The 22,178-nt window shown below is 54.1% G+C and carries 17 protein-coding genes; 15 read left to right on the forward strand and 2 right to left on the reverse strand.

From position 1 onward, the window contains the following. Positions 1 to 23 precede the first annotated feature (23 nt). Positions 24 to 2,108 carry a glycine--tRNA ligase subunit beta gene (glyS, locus tag WHS46_10295; protein ID MEJ5349060.1) on the forward strand — a complete coding sequence of 695 codons (2,085 nt, stop codon included), beginning with the start codon at positions 24 to 26 and terminating at the stop codon, positions 2,106 to 2,108. 194 nt (positions 2,109 to 2,302) lie between these two features. Here the strand turns inward: glyS and WHS46_10300 are convergent, their stop codons facing one another. Next, entirely contained in the window at positions 2,303 to 3,496 is a 1,194-nt protein-coding gene (locus WHS46_10300; GenBank protein MEJ5349061.1) for an MFS transporter, read from the reverse strand. 211 nt (positions 3,497 to 3,707) lie between these two features. On the opposite strand from WHS46_10300, the gene WHS46_10305 reads away from it, so the two are divergent. Further along, positions 3,708 to 4,379: an OmpA family protein gene (locus WHS46_10305; GenBank protein ID MEJ5349062.1), complete on the forward strand. Its 672-nt coding sequence runs from the start codon at positions 3,708 to 3,710 to the stop codon at positions 4,377 to 4,379. Here WHS46_10305 and rsmG read toward each other — a convergent pair. Further along, positions 4,360 to 5,835 (reverse strand): 16S rRNA (guanine(527)-N(7))-methyltransferase RsmG, encoded by a 1,476-nt coding sequence (gene rsmG, locus WHS46_10310; protein ID MEJ5349063.1) that lies wholly within the window; start codon positions 5,833 to 5,835, stop codon positions 4,360 to 4,362. The two genes, WHS46_10305 and rsmG, sit on opposite strands and share 20 nt — an antisense overlap. A 62-nt stretch (positions 5,836 to 5,897) precedes the next feature. Between rsmG and WHS46_10315 the strand changes: the two genes are divergently transcribed. The 13 genes from WHS46_10315 to WHS46_10375 all read left to right on the forward strand — a co-directional run bounded on the left by WHS46_10315 (position 5,898) and on the right by WHS46_10375 (position 22,164). After that, entirely contained in the window at positions 5,898 to 6,716 is an 819-nt protein-coding gene (locus tag WHS46_10315; GenBank protein MEJ5349064.1) for an RNA pseudouridine synthase, read from the forward strand. 287 nt (positions 6,717 to 7,003) lie between these two features. Then, the gene (locus tag WHS46_10320) at positions 7,004 to 7,546 is read left to right on the forward strand and encodes a nitroreductase family protein (GenBank protein ID MEJ5349065.1); all 543 of its coding nucleotides are present in this window, start codon (positions 7,004 to 7,006) and stop codon (positions 7,544 to 7,546) included. Between the two features lie 124 nt (positions 7,547 to 7,670). Next, entirely contained in the window at positions 7,671 to 10,361 is a 2,691-nt protein-coding gene (locus tag WHS46_10325; protein MEJ5349066.1) for a M1 family metallopeptidase, read from the forward strand. 408 nt (positions 10,362 to 10,769) lie between these two features. Then, complete coding sequence (locus WHS46_10330; GenBank protein MEJ5349067.1) at positions 10,770 to 11,159, forward strand: transcriptional repressor; 390 nt, start codon at positions 10,770 to 10,772, stop codon at positions 11,157 to 11,159. A gap of 120 nt (positions 11,160 to 11,279) precedes the next feature. After that, positions 11,280 to 11,855 (forward strand): rubrerythrin family protein, encoded by a 576-nt coding sequence (locus WHS46_10335; GenBank protein MEJ5349068.1) that lies wholly within the window; start codon positions 11,280 to 11,282, stop codon positions 11,853 to 11,855. A gap of 70 nt (positions 11,856 to 11,925) precedes the next feature. After that, a complete protein-coding gene (locus tag WHS46_10340) occupies positions 11,926 to 13,122 on the forward strand; it encodes a flavodoxin domain-containing protein (protein ID MEJ5349069.1) in 1,197 nt (398 codons plus the stop codon). Between the two features lie 52 nt (positions 13,123 to 13,174). Continuing rightward, positions 13,175 to 14,491 (forward strand): cytochrome ubiquinol oxidase subunit I, encoded by a 1,317-nt coding sequence (locus tag WHS46_10345; GenBank protein ID MEJ5349070.1) that lies wholly within the window; start codon positions 13,175 to 13,177, stop codon positions 14,489 to 14,491. A 26-nt stretch (positions 14,492 to 14,517) separates the two neighbouring features. Further along, entirely contained in the window at positions 14,518 to 15,561 is a 1,044-nt protein-coding gene (gene cydB, locus WHS46_10350; protein ID MEJ5349071.1) for a cytochrome d ubiquinol oxidase subunit II, read from the forward strand. Between the two features lie 461 nt (positions 15,562 to 16,022). Next, the gene (gene qrcA / locus WHS46_10355) at positions 16,023 to 16,538 is read left to right on the forward strand and encodes a menaquinone reductase multiheme cytochrome c subunit QrcA (protein ID MEJ5349072.1); all 516 of its coding nucleotides are present in this window, start codon (positions 16,023 to 16,025) and stop codon (positions 16,536 to 16,538) included. Between the two features lie 75 nt (positions 16,539 to 16,613). Next, a complete protein-coding gene (locus WHS46_10360; GenBank protein MEJ5349073.1) occupies positions 16,614 to 19,022 on the forward strand; it encodes a molybdopterin-dependent oxidoreductase in 2,409 nt (802 codons plus the stop codon). 71 nt (positions 19,023 to 19,093) lie between these two features. Then, the gene (gene qrcC / locus WHS46_10365) at positions 19,094 to 19,855 is read left to right on the forward strand and encodes a menaquinone reductase iron-sulfur cluster-binding subunit QrcC (protein MEJ5349074.1); all 762 of its coding nucleotides are present in this window, start codon (positions 19,094 to 19,096) and stop codon (positions 19,853 to 19,855) included. Positions 19,856 to 19,893: 38 nt separating this feature from the next. Continuing rightward, positions 19,894 to 21,135: a menaquinone reductase integral membrane subunit QrcD gene (gene qrcD / locus WHS46_10370; protein ID MEJ5349075.1), complete on the forward strand. Its 1,242-nt coding sequence runs from the start codon at positions 19,894 to 19,896 to the stop codon at positions 21,133 to 21,135. A gap of 240 nt (positions 21,136 to 21,375) precedes the next feature. After that, positions 21,376 to 22,164, forward strand: coding sequence for a hypothetical protein (locus WHS46_10375; protein MEJ5349076.1), 789 nt, complete (start codon positions 21,376 to 21,378; stop codon positions 22,162 to 22,164). The last annotated feature ends 14 nt before the right edge of the window (positions 22,165 to 22,178 follow it).

Raw genomic sequence — 22,178 nt, forward strand, 5'->3', positions numbered from 1 at the left:
ATCGATTTTCATTCCAGGAGAAGATGAGGGACCTTATGGGACAAGAGTTTTATTTGGAAATCGGCAGTGAAGAAATTCCGGCTGGTTATATCGTGCCGGCTTTGGAATCCATGGCCCAACAGATGGTGCGCTTTCTGGACGATCATCGTATTGGGCACGGAGAACCCGTAACCACGGGGACCCCGCGTCGGCTGTGTCTTTGGATTCCTGATGTGGCCGAAAGACAGGAACCCACGGTGGTGGAAATCATCGGGCCACCCAAATCCGTCGCCTTTGACGAACAAGGACGTCCTACGAAAGCCGCTGAAGGTTTTGCCAAAAATCAAGGGATCGATGTGACGCAATTGACCATCAAGGCGACCCCCAAAGGGGAATATGTCACTTTAGTCAAGGAAGAAGCCGGAGGTCCCACAAAGGAACTACTGGAACGTATGCTTCCGGACTTTATCGCCCACATTCCTTTTCCCAAATCCATGCGTTGGGGCAATCTTTCCGTAACCTTCGCACGGCCGGTGCATTGGATCGTCTGTCTTTTAGGGAACGAAGTCCTGGACTTTACGTACGGTGATGTACGGAGCGGACGTCTTTCCTTTGGGCATCGCTTTATGAGCCCCCAATGGCTGGAGGTGAAAAACTTTGCGGATCATCGAGAAAATCTTCGCCGAAACAAGGTCATATTGGACACGGCCGAACGCAAGCAACTCATCTTGGAAGGCATTCGAGAAAAGGCGGCTTCCATTGGCGGGCGGATTCTCGAGGATGAAGAGCTTTTGGATGAAGTCGCGCACCTTGTGGAATACCCCTACCCGCTTCTCGGATCCTTTGAAGAAAAATACCTGGCTTTGCCCCCGGAACTGCTCATTACCGTCATGAAGGAACATCAGCGCTACTTTGCGGTGGTGGATGACTTGGGAAAACTCAAACCGCATTTTGTCACGGTGGCCAACACCATCCCTAGAGACGCGGATGTGGTAGCTGCAGGAAACGCCCGGGTGGTGCGGGCTCGACTTGAAGATGCGCGGTTCTATTACGAAGAAGATCAAAAAGTGAAGCTGGAAGATCGCGCCGAAGCCCTGAAATCGGTCGTGTTTCATGCCAAACTGGGCACCAGCTGGGAAAAGGTGGAACGGTTCACCCAGCTGGCCAAATGGCTCTGTGAAAGACTCTGCCCCGACTCCATGGATCATGTGCTCCGAGCCGCCTTACTGTGCAAAGCGGATCTGGTCAGCGGCATGGTGGGCGAATTTCCGGAACTTCAAGGGGTTATGGGTCGAGCCTATGCTCGGCTACAGGGAGAACCGGAATCGGTGGCTCAGGCTATCTATGAGCATTACCTGCCCATTCGTGCGGGAGGACCACTGCCGGAAGGCATGGAAGGCACGGTGCTGAGTATTGCCGACAAAATCGACACCATTGTGGGCTGTTTCGGTGTGGGACTGTTGCCGACAGGAACCGCCGACCCCTTTGCCCTGCGTCGTCAGACTCTGGGAATTTTACGTATCATCCTGGAAAAACAATTGCGTTTTTCTCTGGAAGAACTCATCGATCAGGCACTGCCGCTTCTGCGGCCCAAGATGACTGAACCGGCCGAGACAGTCAAAAAAGGCGTGCTGGACTTTTTCCGCGGCCGTCTGCATCACCACTTGGTGACACAGGAAGGCTACGCTTCGGATATCGTCGAAGCCGCCCTGGCCTCAGGGATCGCCTACCCCGTGGATGCGGTGCTTCGAGTCAAGGCCTTGGCGGATTTTACACAGCGCGATGATTTCGAGGCTTTGATTTTGGCCTTCAAGCGTGTGGGGAACATCATCAAAGAAGGTGAACCGGAACCCGTACGCCCGGAACTGCTGAGGCTTCCTGCAGAACAAGCACTCTATGAAGCCTACGGTCGTGTGCAGACGGATGTGTTGGAAAAGATGGCCCGAGGTGACTACGCGGCCGCCCTGGAAAGTCTCACCGAGCTGCGTTCCCCCGTTGACACCTTTTTTGAAGCCGTCTTGGTCATGGATCCCGATCCAGTCGTGCGCCGCAATCGCTTGGCGCTTTTGACGGCTGTTCATGAATTGTTCAACCATATCGCCGACTTTAGAAAAATTCAGGCAGGATAAGTGTATTCATGTCGGGCAACGGGGGGAGTTCTCCTGAAGCCTGTCCAAGCTCCAAGCATGAACTATTCCCGATGATGCCGGTAGGGGCACGGCGCGCCGTGCCCCTACATCTGTAAAGTCGAATCATCTGAACGAATTTCTTGTGGCTTGAAGGAGCCGATGATGACGGCCGACGATATTCCTGCCACAACATTTCATGTCGGCGGCTTCCGCATATCCAGGACTTTTCTAATCCAGGGAAGGAGCAGAAGGCTGGCGACGAGTACCAAAACACCGCTGGCCACAAAGGTGCCTCGGTACCCTACCAGAGGAATCACGAGACCGGCCGCGTAATTGCCGGCGAAGACCCCCAAGGTTCTGACGGCGTACACGACGGCCGAATGGCCTCCCAGTCTTCCCTGAGGGAAAAAAGCCGCAGTCATGATTCCCATGGCCAAGATCACGGGAACATCCCCGGTGGTGTGCAACACACGCACGGCAATCATTTGAGGAAGCGTCTGCGCATAGGCGGTAAGCCCCTGAAACACGGATGAAACGACTAACCCCAGAGCCAAAAGCCGGACCACACTTTGACGCACGTCAAAATCTCGTCCGGTGACCGGAGCCATGGCCGCCATCCATAAACCCACCGCAAGATAGGTCCAACCCACCTGGGTGCTGGTAAAGCCCAGATCGTGCCTCATGAGCAATGTATAGGACGTCTGTTCCACGCCGAAATGGGTGGCATAGACAAGCCAAACCACCAGAAAGGCCAAGGCCCTCGGTTGTTTCAAATCTTCACGGTAATCTCCAAGGTTGAATCGAATGGGGTCGCTGTCCTGTAGGGTGAGCACAAGGACGATGAGCAAGGCGGCTCCACCCAGGGCAAACCCCAGCATTCGCACATAATTGGCATCGCCCCACAGGCTGCCCGCCAAAAGAGGTCCCACGCCAAAGCCCAAGTAGCTGCCCATCTGATACAAGGCGATTTTTACGCCACGTTGGGCCGGAGAGACGACTTTGAGAAAGAGCGCCTGGAGCACGGTTTGAAAAATCGCCCAGGAAAGCCCTCCTAGAACGGCAAGGGTAAGAAACACATACCAGGATTCGGCTACACGAAGTCCAGCCAAATGGACAAAAAGAAGGACGGCTCCGCCCAGCAACACCTTTTTGGGACTGACCCTGTCAGACAAAATGCCTAAGGGAATCATCAGAGCCAAGGCGGAGATGGAATAAAAACCCATGATCATGCCCACCATGGCATCGGAAAGGCCTCGGGACTTAAGATGCACGGGAAGAAAGGAAAACATCATCCAAAGCACCGCCGTGTACAGAAAGCCGCACAGAGGAAAGGTCACGAGACGTGCCGGAAAGGATAGAGCCATAGCGACCGCGGGGCCGGATTTCATGAATGCTTTCAGCCTCCTTGGAATCCATTTTTGATTCAGAGGAGGCACTCTACATCATTCGCCAAGGGACGCAAGTTTCTTGAACGCTTCTTTGGATCGGGGGAATCAACGCTGGATGTTTTTCAAGGCTTCTGGCTTTGACACTTGGTTTCGATTCGGTTACGAGAGAGTGGCTTTAGAAAGATAGTTAGAATCTAGTGGAGAGAAAAAAATGACCGAGAAAAGATTTTTCAAGATGTGGATCGCTTTTGGGCTTGCGGGTGTCCTGGCTTTGACATCCTGCGCGGGACCTCGAAACAGAACGGAACAGGGAGCGCTCATCGGCACAGGAGTGGGGGCCGCTACCGGAGCGGTTCTAGGCCAGGCCATCGGGAGGAACACAGAATCAACCCTCATAGGGGCCGCGGCCGGGGCCCTTGTGGGTGGGGTTGCGGGAGGCATGATCGGTAACTACATGGACCGGCAGGAACAAGAAATGCGTCAGGCCTTGGCCGCTACGGAAGCAGCCAGCGTGCAGCGTTCTCAGGATGTTTTGGCTGTCACCTTTAAATCGGACGTGCTCTTTGATTTCAACTCGTCGGTGCTGAAACCGGGGGCTTACAGCGAGATCGAGCGGGTCGCTCAAGTCCTGAATCGTTACCCGGAAACCCGTATTATCGTAGAGGGGCATACGGATTCCATCGGATCCCTTCAATACAACCAGCAACTGTCCGAAAGGCGGGCTCAAAGTGTGAAAGACGCCTTAGTGAACCGTGGGGTGAATCCGGCTCGAATCGACACCATCGGATATGGGGAAACTCGACCGATCGCTTCCAACGAAACGGAAGCAGGCCGACAGTTGAACCGTCGCGTGACTATTGTCATCACACCTGTGCAGGGCTGACAGCACGACGACGCCATTCGTATAGAGCGACAGCTGTGGCTGTGGCGGCGTTGAGGGATTCCGTACCCAGGGCCATGGGGATGGCCATCGCGTGCCGTCTCCATGGTTCCGGCAGTCCCGGACCTTCCAATCCGGCCAATAACCCAAAGGTTTCAGGAAAGCTCACTTCATGCACGGGACGACCTTCCTGGGATAAAGCAATGATAGGCAACGTGGTGGGCAAGTCGGCCAGAGCCGGTCCGGAAAACAGCTGAAGACGAAAGACAGCTCCTGAAGAGGCCCGTATAGCTTTGGGATGGAAGGGATGGGCGCTTTCCTTGAGAAGAACCACCGCGGTGACACCAAAGGCTGCGGCGGAACGTAACACGGCCCCCACGTTTTCCGGGTCTTGGAACGGCACAAAAAGAGTACAACCCTTGTTCAAACCGTCGGCAGGCGTCCATGAAGGCATAGCCGGCACCCGTACACTCAGCAAAGGCTGGTCTGTGCCGAACAGATCCAAAACATCGAAAAGGGCCTTATCCAATTCCAACCAGGTCACATGCTCGCCACAGGTCGAAGGAGGGGGAGGGCCACCCTGGACCGAGATCCAGCCTTCAACCAGGTTCGGTTGAGACCCCAAAACATCCCGAACCACTTTGGGGCCGCTGACCAGGCAGATCCCTTCCTTTCGAATCCCTTTAGAGGTCAAAGCCCTCTGAAGCTTTTTGAAATCCGCATTGTCGAAACTGGTGATGGTCTTGTGACGTCCCGCAGCGGCCGCCGCCTTGCGAGCCACCACGGGCCGTTCACTAAGTCTTTTGAAAACCACTAAACGCCTTTGATGGGATGTTCCCGGAAGCACATAAGCCCTGTCTTCCAGCAAGGCGAAACGTCCGGTAAAAAGCCTGAGCGCACGTTCCAGTTCTTCGTCGCAATGGGGCCCTTTCATAAAGAGAAGGTGTCCGCCTTGTTCCAGGCATCCTTCAATGCGCTCCATGGTTTCTTCCATGGATTCCACAGCGCGCGTGATCACGCCGCGCACAGGTCGATCGTAGGAGGGACCGATACGGCGCCCTTCAATCTGAACACCCTTCAGTTGCAAGGCCTCGCAGACCTCTTGCAAAAAACGCACGCGATGTTGCCGGCTTTCCGCCAACACCACCTGAAGGTCCGGATTGAAAATTTTTAATGGAATTCCCGGCATTCCCGGCCCTGTTCCCAAGTCCAGCAAAGGGGAAGGAAGGGGTCTTAGGATCCCCGGCAGAATAGAATCCACGTAAAGCTTTCGAACCATGTTCTCGAAGTTGTGGACTCGAGTCAAATTGAGCTCCACATTGTGCTTCCTCAACCATTGATGGTATGTCCACAATTGATCAAGCTGTCGCGCGGTGGCCCGAACGCCGCTTTGTTCAAGAATAGCGGCCAGGCTCTGAGGGCTTGGGCTTAAAACATGCGAAGAAAGTCGTTTTACCATGAAGGGACGATTGTTCCTTTCTTTATCCACGTCCGTTACGCTTATCCTCGGAGAAAGCCTTCATGAACCGAAACGAAGACATGCATGATGTTTCGATGCTCTCGGGTTACGAGACGGTCCGAAACCCCATGGCTTTCATGCATCCACATTGGCCTGTGCTCTATGTGGACAATCACCTTCTCGCCGTTTATAAGCCTGCAGGGCTTTTGGTTCAAGGTGATCCCTCAGGAGACCCATGTCTTTTGGATCTGGCCAAAAGGTGGATCAAGGACCGGTACCAAAAACCGGGCAATGTTTTTGTGGGAATGGTGCATCGGCTGGATCGGCCGGTTTCCGGACTCGTGCTTCTGACTCGTACTTCCAAGGCGGCATCGCGTGTGAGCGCCGCGTTTCGAGCAAAGCGCATCCAAAAAATCTATCTGGCCGTTGTGGAAGGCCGTCCGAAAAACACAACGGAAACCCTCATCCATGGTCTGATAAGACGGGAGACCGGTCCAGTGACTGTGTGTCCTGCAGACACTCCCGGTACCCAAAGAGCTGAACTTCATTACCGCACAGTGGCCTGTGCGCAAGATTCCAGCCTTCTCGCCGTGCATCTGAAAACAGGCCGAAAGCATCAGATCCGAGCTCAACTGGCCCACATGGGCTGCCCCATTTTAGGTGATGTGCGTTATGGAGCATCCAAGGCTCTGGAACAACGCGCCATCGCCTTGCATGCCTGGAAGCTGGTTCTGCCTCACCCCACGAAGGGGGAAACGGTTGATCTCAGCTGTCCTATTCCTTTGAACTGGCCTTGGTTCGTAACCATAGACGATCTGTCTTTGAGCAGCCCTTTTCGGCCCCGATGGCATTGGCACCAATACGCAGCCGAATTGACCTGAAAGGGAATACCGCCGTTGAATCGAAACCCAAGATTTCGAGGGAATTGAAACATGCGTGGATCTTGGGCTGTCGAGCCCATGGTCCTGTAGGGGCGCACCGGCGTGTGCGCCCCAAAAAACCACCGGCACCCGCATGTTTTCGGGGCGGACACGTCGGTCCGTCCCTACCGAACGGCACCGTTCTAACGGCCTAACCCCCGCGCTTGTCTTGGATCAGGTTTTGTGAAAGAATACGTTTTGTTTGAAAGGCTTGTTTTCTCGCTCTCACATCGAAAGAGGAGGACACCATGGCCGAATTGATGGACGTGATTCGTTCGCGACGCAGTATTCGAAACTTTGAAGACAAAGACGTTCCAGACGAATTGCTTCAAAAGGTGCTGGATGCTGTCAAATGGTCGCAGTCATGGGCCAACACCCAGTGCTGGGAAGCGATCGTCGTGCGAAATCCGGAAACAAAAGCCAAACTGCAAGAAACCCTGGCTAAAGGAAACCCCGCCACCAAATCCATCACGGCGGCCCCTGTGGTGGTGGCCCTGTGCGGCAAGCTTCAAAGCGCCGGTTACTATAAAGGAGAAAAAACCACCAAGTTCGGCGACTGGTTCATGTTTGATCTGGGCATTGCCACCCAGAACTTTTGCCTCGCCGCCACGGATGCAGGGCTCGGAACCGTCGTGGTGGGCCTCTTTGACCATGACAAAGCCAAGGAAATCTTGGGTGTTCCGGAAGGCTATGAGCTCGTGGTGCTTCTCCCCTTAGGATATCCTTCCAAAGTGCCCTCGGCTCCTAAAAGAAGAGAAATCGACGAATTTACTCACTACGAAAAGTTCTAAAACCACACCTGAGAAAGCCGGCGACCCGCCCGTAAGAAAGACAGGCGGATCGCCGGCTTTCTGAAAAATTTCGAACCCCGGCGGTTTTCCTTTTAAGAACCTATCAGTCAAGGATACGAGTTCCATGCCTGAAAGACGCTTTCGGTACCAGCGTGAAGATTTTCTTGCGTTTCCTGTCACCATTGAACACATGGACATGTTGATTCGCTTTTTTGAAGACCGAGTGGAAGCTTCCAACACTCTGTATCTTCGAGCCCTCCAACCTCTTGAAGAACTGGCCTTGGATGCCAGGGACCTGGAAATGCGCTCGGTCCGCTGGCGCTTTCCCGAGACACCGGGCATCGAAGCTTTCCCCGTCCCCTACCGCCTGGATGCGATAAATCACAAACTCCTGATTCGTCCGCCACGCCCTCTTGTCATCGGTGAAAGGTTTATCGTGGTGACGAATTCTGTCTGTTATCCTTCCGATCATCTTTTGGAAGGCATTTACCGAGACGTTACGCCTCCGGGAGCACCCCAGCAATATATGTCTCAATGCCAACAATGGGGATTTCAAAGAATCATGCCCGTCATTGACGATTGCCGGGCCAAGTGCACCATGACCACCACGCTGGAAGGGGACGCTCGATACACTCACATGATCAGCAACGGCAATATCAGCCGCCGCCATAACCCTGATGGAGTTCCCGTGCCCGTGCCGGGCTGCCCTGACCGTAAACGCATCACGTACCACAATCCCGTGCCCATTGCTCCTTATCTTTTCATCGCCTGCGCCGGCACATGGGATGCTCTGGTGGATTTCGTCACCTATCCCAACGGGCGCACCGTGCGTTTGGAATACCTGGTGCCCCCTGGTCGAATGCAAGACGCCCGAATTCCCATGGACATTCTCAAGGACGCCATTTTGTGGATCTATAACCATCAAGGTTACGAATACCCGGGAGAAACCTACCGCACCATTTGCATGACCAAATCCAACTACGGCGGCATGGAAAACGTCGGGAATACCACCATTGTCACCGATGCCGCCCTGGTAACGGAACACAGCCTGGACAGCCATCTGCTCTATGCGCATGCCGTCATTGTTCACGAATTCGAACATAACCAGTGCGGCAGCGAAACCACCATGGAAACCCCTTTCGATATGTGGCTCAACGAAGCCTACACCGTGGATGTGGAACGCCGTTACATGGCCGATCGATTCGATCCCACCTATGTGCGCTTGCAACAGGTGGACAGTCTTCGCCACCCGCTCCTAGGGCCTTTGGCCATCGAAGACGGAGGCCATGCGGGTGCTATTGTGCGCCGAGGGTTCAACGACCCCGATGAATTGGTGGATTCGGTCACTTACGTCAAAGCGGCCGAAGTGGTGCGCATGCTCAGGCTCATGCTCGGGTCCGAAGCTTTTGATGCAGGAACCCGCCTCTATTTTTCACGCTACAAAAACGCCAACGCCAATACGGACCAATTTTTTCAATGTCTTGAAGAAGCTTCGGGGCTTTCGCTTAAAACTTTCAAGAAAAAGTGGCTGGAACAACCGGGTTATGCTCGAGTCACAGCCCATACGCACCATGACCCGGCGACTCAAAGCTTTACGGTGACGCTCCGTCAAGACCTCAGAGACGATCAAGAACCTTATCCCATTCCCGTAGCTATGGCCTTGGTGAACGCCCAGGGTCAAGACATGGAGGGAACATCCAAGATTCTCTTTCTGACTCGGCGGGAACAGAGCTTCACTCTGACCGGGCTTACGGAAACGCCGGCGTTTGCATCCCTGAATCGTGACGCCTCCTTTTACGGCACCTTTCAGGACACTTCAGCGGACCCTCAGCTTCTCCAACGTCAAGCCCTCCAGGATCCGAACGCTTTCAATCGCGTGGAAGCCTTTCGTCAACTTACGGACCTGGAACGAGTCAGGCTTATGACCCACCCAACATCTACCGTTTCCGACACTTGGCTGAACGTTTTCGGAAAACTGCTGCAGAATGCCGCCCTCCCCTGGGCTCTCAAAGCCGCCATGCTCCGTATCGACGAACAACCTTTGGACCGGCGCTACGCCGCCTGGTTTTCGGAACTGGTAAGGGCTCGAGAAGCTCTCATGAAGGCGGTAAGTTCTCGGTTTCATGAAGATCTCGTTTGCACTTTCCAAGAGGTCCAAAGCATTCTGAATCCTCAGGACCCACTGCCTGTCGGCATACAAAAGAGGGAACTCTTCGGGGTTCTTGTGGATCTTTTGGCTGTGGCCGACACTCCGGCGGTGCATGACATGCTTTTGGACCATCTCCGTCAGGCTCACACCGCTTCGGAACGCTTTCGAATTCTTACCGCCATACACCGCAGTTCCTATGAAGGACGCCTGCAACTTCTGGAAGAGACTTACCTTCAATGGCATCGTGATGTCACCGGTTATGCCAACTATCTCAAGATTGTCGGTCAGGGAATTCATGACGATCTTTGGGACTTGGTGGAAAGGGAAAAAAACCGTCCGGGATTTGACCTAACCCATCCGACGTTAAGTCGAGCGCTACTGGTCACTGTGGCCACAAACACCAAGAAAGTTTGGACTGAAGAAGGCATCGACTGGATTCGACGCCACGTTATTGAAATGGCACCGATCAATGCCAACATCGCTCGAAGACTTCTTAACACTTTTCAACATGTTCCAGGTCTTCAGCCCCCATGGCGTCTGCGTGTCTGCGCGGCCCTGGAAGACATCCTGATCCATGTTCCCTACCAAGAAAATCCAAGCATCGCCGGGCAGGCTCAAAGCTATCTGGAAAAGTGTTCAAACAGGACGGAGGCTTCGTCTTCTTGAGGCAGAACCATGTCATCGGGGTTCAACCCATGAACTCTCGCCGCCAGGGTCACGCTTCAGGTTCTTGGTGGTAACCAATAAAAACCCTTAAGAGCCTGAAATCGGCGCTGTTTTCAGGACCGCCGGCGTCTCGTCCTTAGCGCAAGCTGCTCAGAAGCAGAGGCTTTCAAACAGAAATATCGCATGACTGGATTCTTTTGGACACCATGGCCCACATGCCCTTCCGACCAAACCTTCGGTTCCTGAAAAGGTATTGTCTCGGCACATTCTTCGCCAAAGTCCCGCCTCGCGCCGGCGATAGGTCCATAAAAATTTTTTCAGCGCGCACCCTTGACTTTTGAAAGCGTAATGATTCAGTTAGGAATCGTTACTAGATGCATTTGTAGGGTGGTTGAGGAGTGTCGCAAGATGGTTAGAATGACTCGACAAAGAGAAGCTGTGCTGAATGTGTTGCGCCATTCCTGTGACCATCTCACGGCCGATCAAGTCTACGATGCGGTACGCCGAAGCATTCCGCGCATCAGTTTAGGAACCGTGTACCGAAACTTGGAAATTTTAGCTTCAAAGGGTTTGATTCAAAAGATTGCCTCTTCTTCAGGCCCTATGCGCTTTGATGGCAACCCTCATCGGCACGCTCACATCCGTTGTGAACGATGCGGTGTTCTGGAAGACGTGCCTTTGAAGAAAACTTTCGATCCCAAGGAATTTGTGGACGAAGGCACGGGCCAGGTGGTTCGTTCCTTTGTCCTGGAATTTACCGGCCTGTGTCGACGGTGTGCTTCAAAAGCACGACCTTGAGACAAAAGAAGCGCGGCTGGTTCAAGGTGCGACGCCTAGTCTCATCAGGAGGGTAGGCTCGGGAAAATGTTCTGGTAGGAAATTTTAGAGGCAAACCTAACCCAAAAGAGGAGGAGAAAGATGGCACGACTGAAAGGTACCCGAACGGAAAAAAACCTTTTGACGGCGTTTGCCGGAGAATCCCAAGCTCGAAACCGTTATACCTATTTCGCTTCTAAAGCCCGCGAAGAAGGTTATGTGCAGATTGCGAATATTTTTGAAGAAACTGCCAATCATGAGAAAGAGCACGCCAAACGCTTCTTTAACTTTCTAGAAGGCGGAGAAGCGGAAGTGCAAGCGGCTTTTCCCGCGGGAAAAGTGGGATCCACTTTGGAAAACCTTCAAGCCGCAGCCGCCGGGGAACATTACGAACATACGCAGATGTATCCGGCTTTCGCGGCAGTGGCCAAGGAAGAAGGCTTTGACGATATTGCCGCGGTTTTCATGAACGTGGCTGTGAGCGAAAAGCAGCACGAAAAAAGGTACCGAGATCTGGCGGAAAACATTGAAAAGGGACGCGTGTTCAAGCGGGAAGCTTCCGTGATGTGGCGTTGTCTTAACTGCGGCTACATTTACGAAGGGGCCGAAGCACCGAAGCAGTGTCCCGCCTGTGCCCATCCTCAAGCCTATTTTGAGCTCTTGGGAGAAAACTGGTAACAAGGTCGCAAACGAAGCAGGCGGTCCCATGGGCCGCCTGCTCCGACTGCCGGAAAGGAGGTGATTTTTCATGGCACCCGTGGCCATTAAGGAAAACATTTTCAATGTGGGTGTCGTGGATTGGAACATTCGCGATTTTCACGGGTATTCCACATACAAGGGCACCACGTACAATGCCTTCTTAGTCTTAGACGAAAAGATCACTTTGTTCGATACGGTCAAGAAACCCTTCAAGAACGACCTTTTGCATCATATTCGAAAAATCACGGACCCTCAAAAGATCGACTACCTGGTGGTCAACCATGTGGAAATGGACCATTCAGGCTGTGTTCCTGAAATCATCGAGGCAGTGAAACCTGAAAAGGTTTTTTGTTCCGCCATGGGTAAAAAAGCTCTGGAAGCCCATTTCGGATCCCACGCCTGGCCTTTGGAAGTGGTGCAAAACGGTCAGGAAATCTCTTTGGGAGAGCGCACGGTGCGTTTTCTGGAAACCCGCATGCTCCACTGGCCCGACAGTATGTTCAGCTACATTCCGCAGGACAAGCTTCTCATCTCCAGCGATGCCTTTGGTCAGCATTGGGCCACCAGTGAAACTTTTGACGATCAGGTGCCCATGTCTGAACTCCTGCGCCATGCCGCAAAATATTACGCCAATATTTTGCTTCCCTATTCCCCGTTGGTGCAAAAGCTTCTGGCGACCGTTTCCGAACTTAAACTGGAAATCGACATGATCGCTCCGGATCACGGTATTATCTGGCGAACTCGCCCTGACGTTATTTTGGACGCTTATGACACCTGGAGTCTTCAAAAGGCGCAACGCAAAGCCTTGGTCATCTACGACACCATGTGGCAATCCACGGAGAAGATGGCGCGTGCTGTGGCTTCGGGCTTGGCTGATGAAGGCGTCTCCTACAAACTCCTGAGCCTTAAACACAATCACCGCAGTGACATTCTCACCGAAGTCCTGGACAGCGCCGCCCTCATTTTCGGCTCCCCTACCCTCAACAACGGCATGCTTCCCACCATGGCCGATATTCTCTGCTATTTGAAGGGGCTCAGACCCAGCGGCAAGATCGGATCGGCTTTCGGTTCCTATGGCTGGAGCGGCGAAGCGGTCAAGGACATCGTGCGATGGATGGAAGAAATGAAGATCGAAATCGTGGAGCCGCCCGTTCGGGCGCAATATGTCCCCAACCATGAGACACTGGCCCAGTGTGTGGAACTGGGACGCCGAGTGGGTCGTGCCGTTAAGGAACGGGTAGCGTGAGCGAAAGAGTTCGGCGCGGTGAACCACCGGGCCGAACGCCAAGGAGGATTCGATGGATGCCTTGCTTTTGTCACGTTTGCAGTTTGCCGCCGCCACTTATTTTCATTTCCTTTTTGTACCGTTGACTCTTGGACTGTCCATTTTGATCGCGTTGATGGAAACCAAGTTTGCGCGATCGGGGGACGAAGAGTACCAACGTATGGCCAAGTTTTGGGGTAAGATTTTCCTTATCAACTTTGCCATCGGTGTGGTCACGGGAATCACTCTGGAATTTCAGTTCGGCACCAACTGGTCTCGATATTCGCGCTACGTGGGAGATATCTTTGGATCTTTGCTGGCCATTGAAGCCACGGCGGCTTTTTTTCTGGAATCCACCTTTATCGCCGTCTGGGCGCTCACCTGGAATCGTTTGTCCGCCAAGGCCCATGCGGTCACCATCTGGCTTGTCGCTTTTGCCTCCAACCTTTCCGCCGTGTGGATTCTCACGGCCAACGCCTGGATGCAGCATCCGGTAGGCTACACCATTCGAGGAGGCCGAGCGGAACTGACGGACTTTTTTGCCGTGGTGACCCAGCCTTTTGCCTGGCATACGATTCTTCATACACTAAGCGGTGCCTACATTCTTTCGGGTATGTTTGTCATGGGTGTAAGCGCTTACCATCTGTTGCGACGTCAACAAGTGAGCTTCTTCAGCCGATCGTTTCGTATGGGAACGGTGATGGCGCTAATTTTTTCCGTGGTCGCCGTGGTCCACGGCCATGTTCAGGGCTCCGAAGTGGCTCGCACCCAGCCCACCAAGTTGGCGGCCATGGAATCTCTGTGGGAAACCAAGCAAAAGGCGCCGCAATACCTTCTGGTGATTCCGGATGAAAAGGGGGAACGGAACCGGTTGGAACTTGGAGCCATCCCCGGACTGTTGAGTTTGCTCGCTTACCATGACGTCAATGCCACGGTGAAAGGCTTAAAGGATTTTCCCAAGGAAGACCGTCCTCCCGTAACCCTCACGTTTCTGGCCTTTCGCATCATGATCGGCCTCGGATTCCTCTTCCCGGTTTTGGCTCTCTGGGCATGGTGGAAACGCCACAGATTGCTGGAAAGTCCTCGCATGCTCAAGGTGATGCTCTACGCTATCCCTTTACCTTACATCGCTTGCCAGGCGGGTTGGACCGTCACCGAAGTGGGGCGACAGCCGTGGGTCGTTTACGGCGTCATGCGCACAGCCGATGCCGTCTCCCCGATTGCCGCTTCTCAGGTAGGCATGTCGTTGACGGCTTTCATCGTGGTCTATTCCCTGCTGGGTCTGACCGCCTTTGCGCTGATTGCCCGGTATGCCAAACAAGGACCCGCGATGGAAACGACTCAATCGTGACGGGATGTTAGACAGGAGGTTGGTCCATGCTTGCAACCGTATGGTTTCTCCTATGGGGCCTTTTGTGGGCCGTTTACTTCATGTTGGGAGGTTTTGACCTGGGGCTGGGCGTCGTGCAGCCTTTCGTGGCACGAACGGAAGAGGATCGCCGCTTAATTGGTCAAGCCATGGGACCTTACTGGAACGGCAACGAAGTTTGGCTCATCGCCGCCGGAGGGGTCACCTTTGCGGCTTTTCCTACCACGTACGCCGTCATGTTCAGCGGTCTTTATGCAGCTTTGATGCTCATCCTCTTCGGGCTCATCGTGCGCGGTGTCGCCTTGGAATTTCGCCACCTCGGGGGCGGCTCCGGCTGGAAATCCCTCTGGGATGTCTGCCTCTTTGTAGGAAGTTTTCTTCCCGCGTTTCTCTTGGGGGTGGCTTTCGCCAACATCTTTCAGGGCATTCCCATCGATGAAAACGGCGTCTTTCAAGGGACTATCTGGACTCTATTGAACCCTTACGGGCTCTTGGGAGGGTTGCTGTTCCTTTTGCTTTTCGTGGAACACGGCACCCTGTGGCTGACTCTTAAGACCACCGGAGACCTTCATGAGAGGGCTGGTCGACTGGCCAAGGGCTTGTGGTGGATTTTGGCGGCCGCAGCCGTAGGGTTTCTGGTGGCCACTTGGTTTGCTACAAGGCTCTACGCCAATTACCTGCAAAACCCCATGCTCTTTTCCGTTCCCATCGCGCTGATTCCGCTCGTGACCGTTGCCGCTCTAATAGCTACTCGGTTCTTTGCAGGAAAGAATCAGTGGGGTCGAGCCTGGATCGCTTCGGCGCTGACCATTGTGGGAGCCACTTTTTTCGGCGTGGTGGGGCTCTACCCCAACATGCTGCCTTCCAGCCTGAACCCCACCTATAGCCTCACCGTCCATAACGCCTCCTCCAGCCCCTTGACCCTAAAGATCATGCTGGTGGTGGCCGTGATTTTCGTGCCCATCGTCTTGGCTTACCAGGGCTGGGCTTATAAGCTGTTTCACCGCAAAGTGAGCCTTGAAGAGCCGGCTTACGGTTATGATGAAGCCTAGGAGCTTGTCCGAAAATTGAGAACGAGCCTTTTAGGCCGGAACATAGGGGCAAGGCGCCGCCTCGCCCCTACGAATGGAAACGGGGCTGAGCCCTCGTGGCACGAGCCTCGGGGTCGTTCACTTTGCGGGCGGGACGCTCGCGCTCCCAGGAAAACCACCACGTGTCATGACTCTTGGGAGGTTCCTCGCCATAGCCGCAACCCGGATGTCACGGGCCTTCTTCGTTTTTCTTTCCCCTCATCGAGCGATCTTTTTTAACGTTTCCTATTCTTGACAAGAAGAAAAAATTAGAGGTAAATGGGTCCTGTTTGTGAAAAAATGCTTTTACCCGAACGCCAGGGCCCTTGGCGAAAAAGTTTTCATTTCGTTTTTTCTTGTGTTTCTTTTCCGTTAACCCTTGAAAGGCATGGGGCGGAGTCATGAGCGAAGTGAAAAAGAGCGCGTCACAAAGGGGCGTCGGCATGATTTTCTTTCTTGCCGGATTTATTGGAGCGCTTCTGGTCGGCTGGGTGGTCTTTCCCAATGTGTTGTATTCCACCAAGACGCAGCCGGTCACCTTCCTGCATTCTTCTCACCAGGACAGCGACTGTCAGGACTGCCATTCTTTTCGAGAAGACGGATCTTTCAGCGGGCTTCCCAAGCTGGAAAAATGTGCGGAATGTCATGCCGAACCTATGGGGGAAAGTCCTGAGGAAAAGAGGCTGGTGGAGGAATTCATTCAGCAGGAGCGGGAAATTCCGTGGCTGGTTTATGCTTGGCAGCCGGACAATGTGTACTTTTCCCATGCCGCACACACTCAGACTCAAGGCATTGAATGTGTTCGGTGTCATCGAGACGTGACCAAGGAAACCAAGAATCCTCCTTTCAAGGAAAACCGTCTGACAGGCTACAGCGACAAGACCATGAAGATGGTGGAATGTGAAAAGTGCCATGCGGAACGCGGAGCCAGCAATGCCTGTCATGTCTGTCACAAGTAGGCAGGCGCCGTCGCGCCTTGAAGGTTTGGTTTAGACCCGTGAGGTCCCTAACCGAATGAACGCGAGGGATTTGGAATGAGTCTTGGGCGAAGAGCATTTTTACAGTTTGTGGGCGGAGCCATCGGGGGCACGCTGCTCACCCCCATTCCATGGAAGTTGGCCGACGATTCCGCCATCTGGACCCAGAACTGGTCATGGCGGCCGTCGCCCGAGCGGGGGGAGATTTCGCGCGTGCATAGCATCTGCCAAATGTGCCCGGGAGGGTGCGGCATCACGGCGCGTCTTGTTAATGGGCGCCGAGCCGTGGCTGTGACGGGAAACGCGGCGCACGCCTTGACCGGGGGAGGCGTTTGTCCGTTGGGAGCGTCCAGCCTGCAGTATCTTTACGCCCCGTATCGAATTGCCAAGCCTTTGAAACAAATGGGGTCACGCGGTGACGTCAATGGTTTTCGTGAAATTTCCTGGGATCAAGCCCTCAAAGAAGTGGCCTCTCAACTCACCCGGCTGCGTTCTGAAGGAAAATCCCACACCGTGGCATGCTTGAGCGGTCAGAAGCGTTCCACCATGGCCTCTCTATGGCGACAATTTCTAACAGCCTATGGATCCCCCAATTTTTATACCATGCCTGATGCCTCAGACAGCGGGCGTTTGGCCGTGGCGCTGACCACGGGAATGGACGCGGATGTGGGATTTCATTGGCAGAAAGCTACCTTTGTCCTTTCCTTCGGAGCTCCCTTGCTGGAAGGTTGGGGGAGTCCCGTGTATCTTCATCAGGTTTTTGGGCAGTGGCAGGAGGCAAAGCCTGGAGTGCCTAAAACCATGTGGGTTCATGTGGAGTCACGAGCGAGTCTCACGGCATCCAAGGCCAACCGTTGGATCGCCTGCCAGCCTGGCACTGAGGCCGCTTTGGCCTTGGGCATCGCCCATGTTCTTGTGCGTGAAAAACTCTACGATGCCGCCTTTGTCGCCGACAAGGTCTTCGGTTTTGAAGATTGGGTGGACCTTACGGGAGCGCAACGTCAAGGCTTTAAGAGCGTGGTGCTGGCCAAGTACGGCCTGGACGAGGTGTCCAAGATCACTGGAGTGGCTCCCCAAACCATTCAGGAACTGGCCAGGCAGTTGTCTCAGCAAAAATATTCTCTCGTGGTCTGGGGTCAAGACAAGGGGGACAAACCCAACAATCTCTACCACGATCTGGCTTTCCTCGCCCTCAATGCCCTTTTGGGCAATCTTTCTCCTGCCGGAACCTTGGCTTTGGTGCCCCACGACCCGTGGCAGGTCTTTCCCGAACCTATCCTGGATGCGGAAGCCTACCGAGGTCTTGGCCGGGCGCCATTAGGACGTCCTACCACGGCTCCTCGAACCCGAGTCCCCGTCAATACGGTCATGCCGTTCCTGGAAGCCGTGGCGTCCGGATCGGAATATCCTGTTGAGCTTTTGTTCATCCACGAAGCCAATCCGGTTTACACGCTTCAGGAAACAGCCCTGGTGACCCAGGCTTTCCAAAAGGTCGGCATGGTCGTTTCCTTTTCATCTTACATGGATGAAACCACCCAGTGGGCCGATCTGGTGCTCCCCAACCACAACGCTCTGGAGCGGCTGGACGATGTGGTCGGTCTTCCAGGGGTCCCTTTCAGCTATTACGCAGTGGCTTCTCCTATTTTGAAGCCTCAACACGACACCAAATCCACCGGGGATGTGGTGCTTTCTTTGGCGGCGGCCCTGCAAGGCAGTGTGGCGGAAAGTCTACCGTGGAAAACCTATGAAGAGGTGCTGAAGAAAAGGGTTACGGCCATCGCAGAAGCCGGATCAGGGCTTGTGGCGGCGCGGGCTAGCTTCGATCCCGCCAGGGTATCCGGGGATCGTGGCTTATCGCCCAATTTCAAAGACGCCACGGATCTTTGGAATAAGCTCAAAGCCGGAGCCTGCTGGGTGGATACGGCGCCGGCACCTCAAAGCTTTTCCACACCTTCACAACGTTATGAATTGGCCTGTCAGGGACTCATGGCCAGTGTGTCCGCTACGGCGGCCGACGATCTCTTCATGCCGCGGTTTCATCCTCTAAAACCTTCAGGCGATGAGAGCGAGTACCCGCTGCTGATGACCGCGTACACTTCCTTGATGGTTTCCGAAGGCTATGTTCCCAACGCGCCGTTTATGAACAAGCTGCTTCCGGATGATCTCCTGCTCGCTCAAGACGTGTTCGTGGATATTCACCCGGAAACGGCCCGCAAGCTGGGACTCGCCGACAAGGCGGCAGCTGTCCTGAAAACCCCTCGAGGGCAAGCCTCGGTGCGGGTTCGAATCACCACCAGTGTTCGGCCTGGGGTTGTGGCGGTGCCTCAGGGTTTCGGTCACACTGCCTATGATGCCTATGTGCAAAAGAAAGGTTTCAATGCCAACAGCCTGATCGAGGTCCAACTGGACCCTGTGACAGGGCTCGGCACCATTTGGGCGACTCGAGCCCAACTGCGGCGGGCTTAGGGAATTCAACGCATCGGCCGCGGGAACGTCTTGGCGGCCTATGGTTGTCAGCCTAACAAAGGATGTCACCCATGAGTGGAAGCGCACATTCGGAGCATGCGGAAAGCAAGGTCCGTTACGGCATGGTCATCGATTTGGACAAGTGCACGGGTTGTGGCGCCTGTTCGGTGGCATGCCAGCAGGAAAACAATGTTTCTTTTCGGCCCGATGAAAGCGACAAGCTGCGCACCTTGTCCTGGATGACCTTGTATCGGTTGGAAAACGGGGCGGATTACCCCGACTATCGCGCGGCCATGCTGCCTCGGCCCTGTATGCACTGTGACTCACCCCACCATTCTCCGTGCACCTTTGTGTGCCCGGTGAACGCCACCATTCGTGATGAACACACGGGCATTGTGGACCATGTGGCCGTGCGCTGTATCGGCTGTCGTTATTGCATGGTGGCCTGCCCTTACCATGCCCGTTCTTTTAATTGGTGGGATCCTACATGGCCCAAATCCATGGAAGCCATGCTCACACCTGAAGTGAGCCCGCGCATGCGCGGTGTGGTGGAAAAGTGTACCTTCTGCCACCACCGCCTCAATCTGGCTCGAGACCGAGCTCGACTCAACGGAGAAGACCCCGACACGGTCCTCTACACACCGGCATGTGTGGAGGCGTGCCCCGCTCGTGCCATCACCTTTGGCAATCTCAAGGATCCCAACAGTGAGGTGGCCAAACTGGCTAAGGATTCTCGAGCCTTTCGTATTTTGGAAAAACTCCACACGGAACCCAAGGTTTATTACCTGAGTTCCGCGCAGTGGATACGGCGTCAGTCGGACAATGGTCTGTGATGTCCTGAGTCCCCTTAGACTTTTTTCAGGAGTCCGTCATGGATAAGGCATTGATTCCGGAAGGTGTGAAGCGTTGCCCTCTACCGGTCTTTGGCCTGTGGATGCTCTTTTTGTCGGCCGTCATCGCCTGGGGCATCTACGCCGGTTACACCGTGCTCTTCAAGGGTTTAAACGTCACCGGTCTCAACAACTACTTCGGGTTTGGGCTCTACATTACGGTCGACCTCGGCATCATCGCCCTAGGTGCGGGAGCCTTCTTTTCGGGTTTTATGTATTACGGGCTGTCTCGATTCTTTCCTCGGCTCAAGGAGCTCCATAAGATCATCAATTTGGCGGTCATCGTAGGCTTTTGTTGTTACACAGGCGCCTTGTTGGTGCTTTTGTTGGAAATCGGGCAGCCGTTGCGAGGTTGGTTCGGGTATTGGCATGCCAATGTGCATTCCATGCTTACAGAAGTCATCTTCTGCATTTCTTGTTACGCCATTGTGCTTGTCATCGAATTTGTGCCCATCATTTTGGAAAACCGCAAGCTGGACGCTATCAAGCCCCTTCACATTTTCGGACATAACCTGCATGAAATCATGGCCGTCTTCGCCATGACGGGCACCTTTTTGAGCTTTTTCCATCAAGGATCTCTAGGTGGTGTGCCCGGTGTGATGTTCGGTCGGCCTTTTGCGTACCGCACCGGCTTTTTTATCTGGCCTTGGACCTTCTTTCTGTTCACTCTCTCGGCCATGGCGTGCGGACCTGCTTTTACGGCCATCATTTGCCGTATCATAGAAAAGGTGAGCCGTAAGACACTGGTAGATCGCAGTGTCTATGAACTTATCGCCAAGATCACAGGGAGTCTGCTTTTGATCTACCTCATCTTCAAGAGCCTGGACACGCTGTATTGGGCTCTGGATACGGCCCCTGGTTTCGGCTTGAAGCTCAGCGACTTCTACCGAGCTCCCTATGGCATGTGGCTCCTTTTTGCGGAACTTGGGGTGTGTGGTGTCCTACCCATCATCCTATTGCTCACGCCTCAGACTCGAAATTCCAACGGGCTGCTCTTTCTAGGCTTTTTCCTCAACTGTGCAGGCATTGTCATCAACCGTTTTGCCATGACCGTGGAAGCCTTAGCCATTCCCGTGATGCCTTTTGATCAGTGGGCCGTCTATATTCCCACGTGGGCCGAATGGGCTCCGTGCATCGCCATGCTGGCCTACGGGGCTGTGATCGTGTCCTTGTCGTATCGGTACCTGCCCATTTTCCCAAGAGAAAAGGAGTTAAACCCCTAGAATTCAAAGCCGATCTAAGAGGCTATCGCCGAACAGGACGGGTGGATGTGGAGGACTGCCGCGTGTAGGTAACTCCGACAGCATGAAACGGAAAGGACACCAAGCAGGGAGCGGACGGCGTTGGCAAGCCTCGCTCCCTGATGCTTTTTTGGTCGGGCCTTTGGGTTTGACACAGCTTGCCCCGAATGTTACCTTTCGGCGTTCGAAATGACTCTATGAAGGCTGAGGCGATTGTCTTCCATGCGTACTGAGAAACCCCGGCTTCTGGATTTCTTTGAAAGCCATCATCATCTGAAGTTGGTTCTTTCCTTGACGGTGCTGTTCTTGCTCATTCTGGAGACCCTCATTTACCTAACCGCAGCAAGCCAGGCGGGCCAAAGGACACGGTTGATCATCACCAACACGGAAGGGCAAAAAGTTTACGAGACCACGGGAAGCACCCTTTCCAGTTATGAAAAGATGGTGTTTGAAAGCACCTTCGGGCCTCTGGATCGTTACCGCATGCAACTGCACAGTGAGGAACGGCCGTTCCCGTTTCGAGCTTGGCTCTCCGCCGCCGTGGGGATTCCCATCGGGCTTATTTTGATCATCGCTTTTGCCATCAAGGCTTTTTTGAACCTCCTCTATGGAGAGACCGAATCACCCCCTACGGCTGCCAGCCAAACAGGATCCACGGAAGGACGTTTTGGGTCCCTGTTTGACTTTTTCAGGGGAATTTCCGTGTTTCATGTAGGTGTTTTGGTGGTGGTGGGGGTTGTTCTGTTCTGGATGGTTCCCAATTTGCTCGGTGATTTTGGTCGAGTGGCCTGGGCGTTTCTCAAGGAATACAAGATCCTGGTTTTTGGAGGTGCCTTATTCCTGGCCGGTGTCTTGATCTGGATCATCTATCTGCGCTATCAGCTGTCGAAACAGGTTCTTAAAAATCAAGTGGAAATTGAAAGACTTCGGCTTGAATACCATCGCACGGGCGACGACAGACCCATGGAACTGCTGACGGCTTCGCCCTCCGAACCCCGCTCCGACGGATAATGGACTCCGGGAAA

Source organism: Desulfosoma sp., assembly GCA_037481875.1.
In the GTDB taxonomy this organism is placed as follows: Bacteria; Desulfobacterota; Syntrophobacteria; order Syntrophobacterales; family DSM-9756; genus Desulfosoma.